The sequence below is a fragment of the Caproiciproducens sp. MSJ-32 genome (genome assembly GCF_018918055.1).
Lineage (GTDB): Bacteria > Bacillota > Clostridia > Clostridiales > Clostridiaceae > Clostridium.
Map to the genome: position 1 here is coordinate 1 of NZ_JAHLPS010000061.1, position 7,559 is coordinate 7,559.

The following is a 7,559-nucleotide window of genomic DNA, read 5'->3' on the forward strand; positions in this document are numbered from 1 at the left end:
CAATATCTGAAATTTATTCATTTGTACATTAATTTCTATTGAACCGCCGTGTACCGAACGGTACGCACGGTGGTGTGAGAGGACGCTGAATAAAATAATTATTCAGCTCCTACTCGATTATATTTAGGCAGTTGATAATTTTTATATGAATGTGCTATAATACAAGCAGTCAGGGGGATAGGTATGAGAGATTTTAAATCTAATAAAAATAATAATAGAATTATTATTGTAGTTACATTGTTTATAAGTCTTGTTTTAAACATTTACACCTCCTTGTTGAATTCTAAATATAGAATTTCGCTTGGAAGAGAAACTTATAACAGTTTGTTAGATATAAGAACAAAAAATGAAAGTTCAGCTACTTTATTAAATAAATGTATTAAGGCTAAAAGTATAAATAATCAGGAATTATTTACTTTGTATAAAAATTTTAGTTCTATTGATAAGGAATTCAATAATTTATGGCTGAAATATAAAAATTATAACAATGATAAGAAGATTTCTATAGGTAAAAAGGTTTTTGAAAGTAACGAAAATTATGGTGACGTTTATAAAAGAGTAGAAAATTTACTTTATGAATATATGAATTATCAAATGAATAATGATAAGGAAATTATATTATTAGAAGGAAATGATTTGAATAATTTCTTAACATTAGAAAGTTTAAGTAGGAGTTTAAATGAATATTTTATAGAGTTTGATAGTAAATACTATAAAGACTTAGATGAGGAAAAAAAGAAATTACTTTCAATAAGAAAGAATCATTGGGTTGAAGCTATAAAAGATATGAGTTCAGTAATGGAACCTTATTTTACTTATGAATTTACTATAAAGGAATAATTATAGTGTGAAACAGTTGAAATATTCAGCTGTTTTTTTATTGATAAGCTAATTAATTTTTTATTAAAAATAAATTAAAAGATAAATTTATGTTATACTATATATAAAATATTTATAGTTTCATAGCAATACTAATAATACAAGTAAAATATGCAAATGTGAATTTTATTAACATGGAGGTAAAAATGATTTTAAATAGAAATGATATATGTTGGTGTGGAAGTGGCAAAAAGTATAAGAAATGCCACTTAGAATTTGATGAAAAATTAAATAAATTAAAAAATCAAGGATATGAAGTACCTACAAGAGATATGATAAAAAATGAAAAACAAATTCAGGGGATCAGAGAAAGTGCAAGGATTAATGATGGTGTCTTAGATTTAATACAAGAAAAAATAAGAGTAGGTATGAGTACGGAAGAAATAGACAAACTTGTTTATGATTATACAGTAAGTCATGGTGCTATCCCGGCTGATTTAAATTATGGTGGTTATCCAAAGAGTGTTTGTGTATCAATAAATGATGTTGTTTGTCATGGTATTCCTAGTGAAGATACAATTCTACAAGATGGCGACATTGTAAATGTTGATGTATCTACAATATACAATGGATATTTTTCAGATGCTTCAAGAATGTTTATGATAGGCAATGTTTCAGAAGAGCATGAAAAACTTGTTAGGGTGGCAAAGGAATGTCTGGATAAAGGTTTTGAAGCAGTTAAGCCATGGGGATTTTTAGGAGATATAGGAGCAGCTATACAAGAACATGCTGAAGCTAATGGTTTTTCTGTTGTAAGAGCTTTTGGAGGACATGGAATAGGACTTAAGTTTCATGAAGATCCTTTTGTGGCCCATGTTGGTAAAAGAGGAGAAGGCATGGTTTTAGTTCCAGGCATGGTATTTACAATAGAGCCTATGATAAATGAAGGAGATTATGAAGTATTCATTGATGAAGATGATGAATGGACTGTTTATACAGAAGATGGAGGATATTCAGCACAATGGGAATACACAGTTTTAGTTACTGAAACAGGAGCTGAGATTTTATCAAGATAAAATCAGTTTATAATGGACAATTGATAATTAAAAAAAGGATTGCCTAGGCAATCCTTTTTTTAGTGGCATCCTCCACCACAAGATCCGCATCCGCCTTCAACTTCAATTATTGGTTTTAGAGATAATCCTCTACCTTCATTTTCTTCAGTTGAAAGTAACTTGAAACCACCGAATTCATCGATTAAGTTTTCTTCTACAACAAAAGTGATGTCGTGAACTTTTTCTACAAGATCTCCTTCTTGTGGCTCATCAACAGTTATATTAAAAGCAGGCCCACTACAACCAAAACCTGCAAGGTTAATTCTAATGCTGTAGTTATCTACTTCATTTTCATCTAAGAATGCTTTAAATTCTTTGTAAGCTTCTTCACTTATTAAAATTTTATCCATATTTTCACCTTCTATATAAAAATTTAATTGATAATTTATATCACTAGTATAACATAGTATATATAAATATCAAGTGTTTTTTACTTTAAGAATTAGTAATATTTAAGAATTTAGGAAATTTTAATATAATAATCATTGTAATTACAATTTATTGACAATATAATTAATAATGAAATCGTGGAATAATATTAGTATATTTAAATTGTACTTAGATTATACTTAAAAAGAGAAGGGAAGAAAAAAATTGAAACCTTTTAATAAAGAATATTTACTAAGGAAAATAGATGAATACAATAAACTAATTAAAGAGAATACAATTAATGATTTTAAAATAGATAAAAAGAGTATTATGGATAACTATATTAAGGGATATATGTATGAAAAAGAAGATAATATATCAGTTAACATAATTAGACTTCTTAAAGCAAATAAAGAATTAATGAGAATATCTCCTATAGAAATTGAAAGTTCATATACTTTTATAAAATTTGCAAAAGGAAAAGTAGGAGTAGTTGGTTTAGGTTTAGGCTATGTAGTTAATGAATTATTAAAAAAGGATAATGTTAAAGAAGTTGTAGTTTATGAAAAAGAACAAGAAATAATAGATTTGTTTAAAGCAAATTTTGAAAACAATGATAAGCTTAGAATAGTTTATGGTGATGCTTATAAAGCAAAGAAAGAAAGTTTTGACTTTTTTTATGTAGATATTTATTACTATAAATTAAGCAAAAAAGTAGTAGAGGATTATAAAAGTTTTAATAAGATTCATAATATAAAAGAATATTTCTTTTGGGGGTATGAGCATTTTCTTTTAAGCTGCAGGTATGAAGAAATAGTTTGGGTTTATGTTCCAGAGCTTTGGATGGAAGGAAGTAAATTAATCTTTACTGCATTACAAGAGGAAAGCTTACTTAATTATTATAAAAAATTAGATGAAAATTTAGTAAGTGAGATTTTAGCAGAATTTAAAATAATATTTGATGAAGAAGACTAAAATCGATGGATAATTATCAATGGATAATGGACAATTTAGGTGGAGTTTTAGGTAAACTGAAAATTAAAAAATAAACATAAAAAATACTGCATAAAAATTTATGCAGTATTTTTATTCTTTAACTGTTAATCGTCAATTGTCGATTGTTAATATTGTGCTTTTACTTAACCACAATATTAACTAATCTTCCTTTAATAACTATTACTTTTACAATATTTTTATCTCCAATTGCAGCAACAATATTCTCATTAGCTAAAGCTTCAGCTTTTACACCTTCTTCATCAAGGTCTGTAGGAATATTTATTTTAGCCTTTATTTTTCCGTTTACTTGAATTGCAATTTCAACTTCATCTTTAACTAGAGCCTTTGGATCATATTCTGGCCAAGTTTCATTAAAAATTGAGAAGTCTAAACCGAATAAACTCCATTGTTCTTCAGCAAAGTGTGGTGCAAATGGTGCAAGAATTTTTAAGAAATCAATGCATGCTTTTCTTAAGAATTCTAGATTTTTAGTTTCTTTTTGTAGATATTTAGATAGAGCGTTCACAAATTCCATCATTCTTGCTATAGAAGTATTAAATTGGAATTTTTCACTATCTTCAGTAACACCTTTTATTGCATTATTTAGCCAGAAGTTTAATTCCTTTTCTTCAGCATCAAAAGTAGTTTTATCATTGTTACCCCTATTAATTGCTTCTCTTGCTGTTTCTAGATATCTTTCCATTCTATCTACAAATCTAGCTACAGATTTAATACCATCATCACTCCATGCGCCGCCATCAACATATTGGAAGCCGAACATAAGATACATTCTGAATACATCAGAGCCATATTCTTCAATATAATCATTTGGAGAAATAGTATTTCCCTTTGATTTACTCATTTTTTGTCCGTCTGGTCCAAGAATTAATCCTTGGTGAGTAAGAGATTTAAATGGTTCATCGAAGTTTAAATATCCCATATCTCTTAAAGCTTTAGTGATAAATCTTGCATATAATAAGTGCATACATGCGTGTTCAGGACCACCTACATATTTATCAACAGGAAGAAGTCTGTTTATTAGTTCGCTATCAAAAGCCTTTTCAGAATTCTTGTTATCTGGATATCTTAAATAATAGAAAGATGAACACACAAAAGTATCTAAGGTATCAGCATCTCTCTTTGCAGCCTTACCACATTTTGGACAAGTAGTATTTATGAATTCATCACATTTTGCTAATGGTGATTTTCCGTCTGGAGTGAATTCAACATTATAAGGAAGTTCAACTGGTAATTGATCTTCTGGTACCGGAACAATTCCACAGTCGTCGCAATGAATAACTGGAATAGGTGCACCCCAATATCTTTGTCTAGAAACTAACCAGTCTCTTAATCGATAATTAACTTTCTTGGAACCAAGGTTTTGAGAAGCTAATTTTTCAACTATTTTTTCTTTAGCTTCTTCAGTAGTTAATCCAGTGAACTCAGCAGAATTAACTAAAATACCACTTTCACAGTAAGGTAATTCTGTTTCTGAACCATCTTTGCTATTAATAACTCTTTCAATAGGTAAATTAAATTTATTTGCAAAAGCAAAATCTCTTTCATCATGAGCTGGAACAGCCATAACAGCACCAGTACCATAAGTTGCAAGTACATAGTCTCCTACCCAAATAGGAATTTCCTTTCCTGAAATAGGATTAATAGCATAGGAGCCAGTAAATACTCCAGTTTTTTCTCTTGTTAAAGATTGTCTTTCAATTTCTGATTGTTTCTTAGCTTGTTCTTTGTATTCTTCAACTTTTGCTTTATTTTCTTCTGTTGTTAGAAGATCAACTAGTTCATTTTCAGGAGCTAGAACTACATATGTAACTCCAAAAAGAGTATCAACTCTAGTAGTAAAGACATTAAATTTTAGATCTGAATCTTTTACCTTAAAAGTAACTTCAGCTCCAGTAGATTTTCCTATCCAGTGTTTTTGCATAGCAACAGTTTTTTCAGGCCAATCTAGGGTATCTAATTTTTCAAGTAATTCATCAGCATAATCTGTAATTTTGAAAAACCATTGAGTTAAGTCCTTTTTAGTAACTTCTGTAGAGCATCTTTCACAAGCTCCATCAAGAACTTGTTCATTTGCTAGAACAGTATTACAAGATGGACACCAGTTAACAGGTGCATTTTTTCTATAGGCTAATCCTTTTTTATAAAGTTGTAAGAATAACCATTGTGTCCATTTATAATAATCTGGTCTGCAGGTTACAACTTCGTTTTCCCAGTTAAACATGGCACCCATGGCCCTTAATTGTTTTTCCATAGTTTCTATATTTTTTTCAGTTGAATCTTTTGGGTGAATTCCTGTTTTTATTGCATAGTTTTCAGCTGGAAGACCAAAAGCATCAAAGCCTATTGGTTGAAATACATTATATCCTTGCATTCTTTTCATTCTAGCCCAAGAATCTACAGGTCCATAATTAAACCAGTGGCCTGCATGCAGCTGGCTTCCAGAAGGATATGAGAACATTTCTAGTACATAAAGTTTTTTGCCTTCATTATTTGGGTCAAATTTATAAAGATTTGTTTCTTCCCACTTTGCTTGCCATTTTCTATCAATTGATGTTCCATATTTAGCCATAATAAATCCTCCTATAATTTATAATATAAAAAAGCCTCCATCTCAATTAAGAGACGAAGGACATTCGCGGTACCACTCTTATTAGAAAAAAACTATGTTTTTTTCTCACTCGAAATTATAACGGTATTACCGTACTTGCTTTTAACAAGTAAGCTCCTAGGTAAGTTCCTATAATCTAATCACTGTTTCGCAGCTACCAACAGCTCTCTGAAGATTAAAATTTATAGTACTACTCCTAATCATAGCAATTAAATATTATCTTGTAATGGAATTAATTATATATTATTAAAAAATATAAGTCAATATAACAAAGTGATGTACATAATTCTGCATTAATATTGAATTAATTAAAATATTTATGATAATTATAAGTATATAGTATGATTCTAACAGGAGGATAAAATATGGAAGCAAGAGATTTAATGTATATGAAAAATTGGGTTGTTATAGGAGATGTAAAAAATGAAAGTAAATACGCTTATAAAATATTAAAAGCTTTAGAAGAAAAGGGTTATAATGTTTCTGGAGTTCACTTTGCAGGTGGAACTTCTATATATAAAAGCTTAAAAGAAGTTCCTTATGATATAGATGTAATTGATCTTTGCATAAATCCAGTTAAGGGCTATGAATATATAAAAGAAGCAAAAGATCTTGGAATTAAACATATATTAATACAACCTGGAGCAGAAAGTGATGAAATATTAGAATATTGCAAGAAAAATGATATAGAAGCTTTTAAAGATTGTGCCTTAGTTCAACTTAGAAAGATAGAAGAAGGAAAGGTATAAAAATTGACAATTATGAAATAGAAAAACTGCTGTTTAGTTCAGCAGTTTTATTTTTTAGATTGGTCACTGTCTCAAATTCTTTTATGAATTTGAGACAAATACCATGATATTAAAACTGTTAAAGCATAATCATAAATTAAGAAGGCTGCTTGTGCAATTAGAAATAGCAGGTACTGAGGCATTTTATTTTGATTTACATTAATAAATTGACTAAGGAAAAAAAATGATATAAATAAGATTATATTAAAAAATATTAATTTTAATATTAATTCTAAATAGTATTTATTTATTTTTTCTAAGTAGTATTTAATTATTCCGTATATTCCAAAAAAGATAAAGTAAAGTATAACAATATTTTTAGGTAAAAGTAAAAATCCTAAAATTGAAGAACTTATATATACTAGAAAAGCACTCATTACGGAAGCTCTGATAATTGCAATAGGTATAAGCAAAGATGCTATGGTAAGAAAAGTGAAAGTACTTATGGGCATAATGTTATTCAAGAATAAAATAATAATAGTCAAGGCTATTAAAATAGCGTTTAAAGTAAGTTCTTTTGCCTTCATAATATTTCCACCACCTTAAAAATTAAGTTTTGTTAAGTTATATGATATTTGAATTTCATCTCCCCTTTGAGTTATCTTATATATAGAGAAAAACAAAATGCCTCCGAAGGAGAGATGAAATTATGTGCAAATTATTGAATAAAATTTCATGTCCAAGATGCCATAGTCAAAATCTCTATCGCTTTGGAAAAGACAAAGCAGGTAATCAAAAATATCAATGTAAAGACTGTAGACGTCAGTTTACTTTTGAAGATTGTAGGGGTAAGAAAAATCGTATATTGAGAGGATATCCTCGTTGTCCTGTTTGTGGTAATGG

At 28.7% G+C, this 7,559-nt stretch carries 8 protein-coding genes and 1 other annotated feature; of the genes, 5 read left to right on the plus strand and 3 right to left on the minus strand.

The features are described 5' to 3' along the window. Window positions 1-183 precede the first annotated feature (183 nt). Both KQI16_RS07200 and KQI16_RS07205 read left to right on the plus strand, forming a co-directional pair. A complete protein-coding gene (locus KQI16_RS07200) occupies window positions 184-840 on the plus strand; it encodes a hypothetical protein (protein WP_216433170.1) in 657 nt (218 codons plus the stop codon). 185 nt (window positions 841-1,025) lie between these two features. After that, window positions 1,026-1,895 (plus strand): methionyl aminopeptidase, encoded by an 870-nt coding sequence (locus KQI16_RS07205; RefSeq protein WP_216433172.1) that lies wholly within the window; start codon window positions 1,026-1,028, stop codon window positions 1,893-1,895. A gap of 59 nt (window positions 1,896-1,954) precedes the next feature. Here KQI16_RS07205 and KQI16_RS07210 read toward each other — a convergent pair whose 3' ends face one another. Next, window positions 1,955-2,284, minus strand: a complete 330-nt coding sequence (locus KQI16_RS07210) for a HesB-like protein (protein WP_216433174.1) — start codon at window positions 2,282-2,284, stop codon at window positions 1,955-1,957. A gap of 244 nt (window positions 2,285-2,528) precedes the next feature. Here KQI16_RS07210 and KQI16_RS07215 point away from each other — a divergent pair, with 244 nt between their 5' ends. Continuing rightward, on the plus strand, window positions 2,529-3,278 hold the full coding sequence (locus KQI16_RS07215) for a hypothetical protein (protein WP_216433176.1): 750 nt from the start codon (window positions 2,529-2,531) through the stop codon (window positions 3,276-3,278). 160 nt (window positions 3,279-3,438) lie between these two features. Here KQI16_RS07215 and leuS read toward each other — a convergent pair whose 3' ends face one another. After that, window positions 3,439-5,889 carry a leucine--tRNA ligase gene (leuS, locus tag KQI16_RS07220; RefSeq protein ID WP_216433178.1) on the minus strand — a complete coding sequence of 817 codons (2,451 nt, stop codon included), beginning with the start codon at window positions 5,887-5,889 and terminating at the stop codon, window positions 3,439-3,441. A gap of 46 nt (window positions 5,890-5,935) precedes the next feature. Further along, window positions 5,936-6,141 (minus strand) — a binding site (T-box leader). Window positions 6,142-6,293: 152 nt separating this feature from the next. On the opposite strand from leuS, the gene KQI16_RS07225 reads away from it, so the two are divergent. After that, window positions 6,294-6,677: a CoA-binding protein gene (locus KQI16_RS07225; RefSeq protein ID WP_216433180.1), complete on the plus strand. Its 384-nt coding sequence runs from the start codon at window positions 6,294-6,296 to the stop codon at window positions 6,675-6,677. A 71-nt stretch (window positions 6,678-6,748) separates the two neighbouring features. Here KQI16_RS07225 and KQI16_RS07230 read toward each other — a convergent pair whose 3' ends face one another. Then, complete coding sequence (locus KQI16_RS07230; protein WP_216433181.1) at window positions 6,749-7,243, minus strand: hypothetical protein; 495 nt, start codon at window positions 7,241-7,243, stop codon at window positions 6,749-6,751. Between the two features lie 122 nt (window positions 7,244-7,365). On the opposite strand from KQI16_RS07230, the gene KQI16_RS12985 reads away from it, so the two are divergent. Continuing rightward, a partial coding sequence (locus tag KQI16_RS12985) for an IS1/IS1595 family N-terminal zinc-binding domain-containing protein (RefSeq protein WP_442861798.1) occupies window positions 7,366-7,559 on the plus strand: 194 nt, incomplete at its 3' end.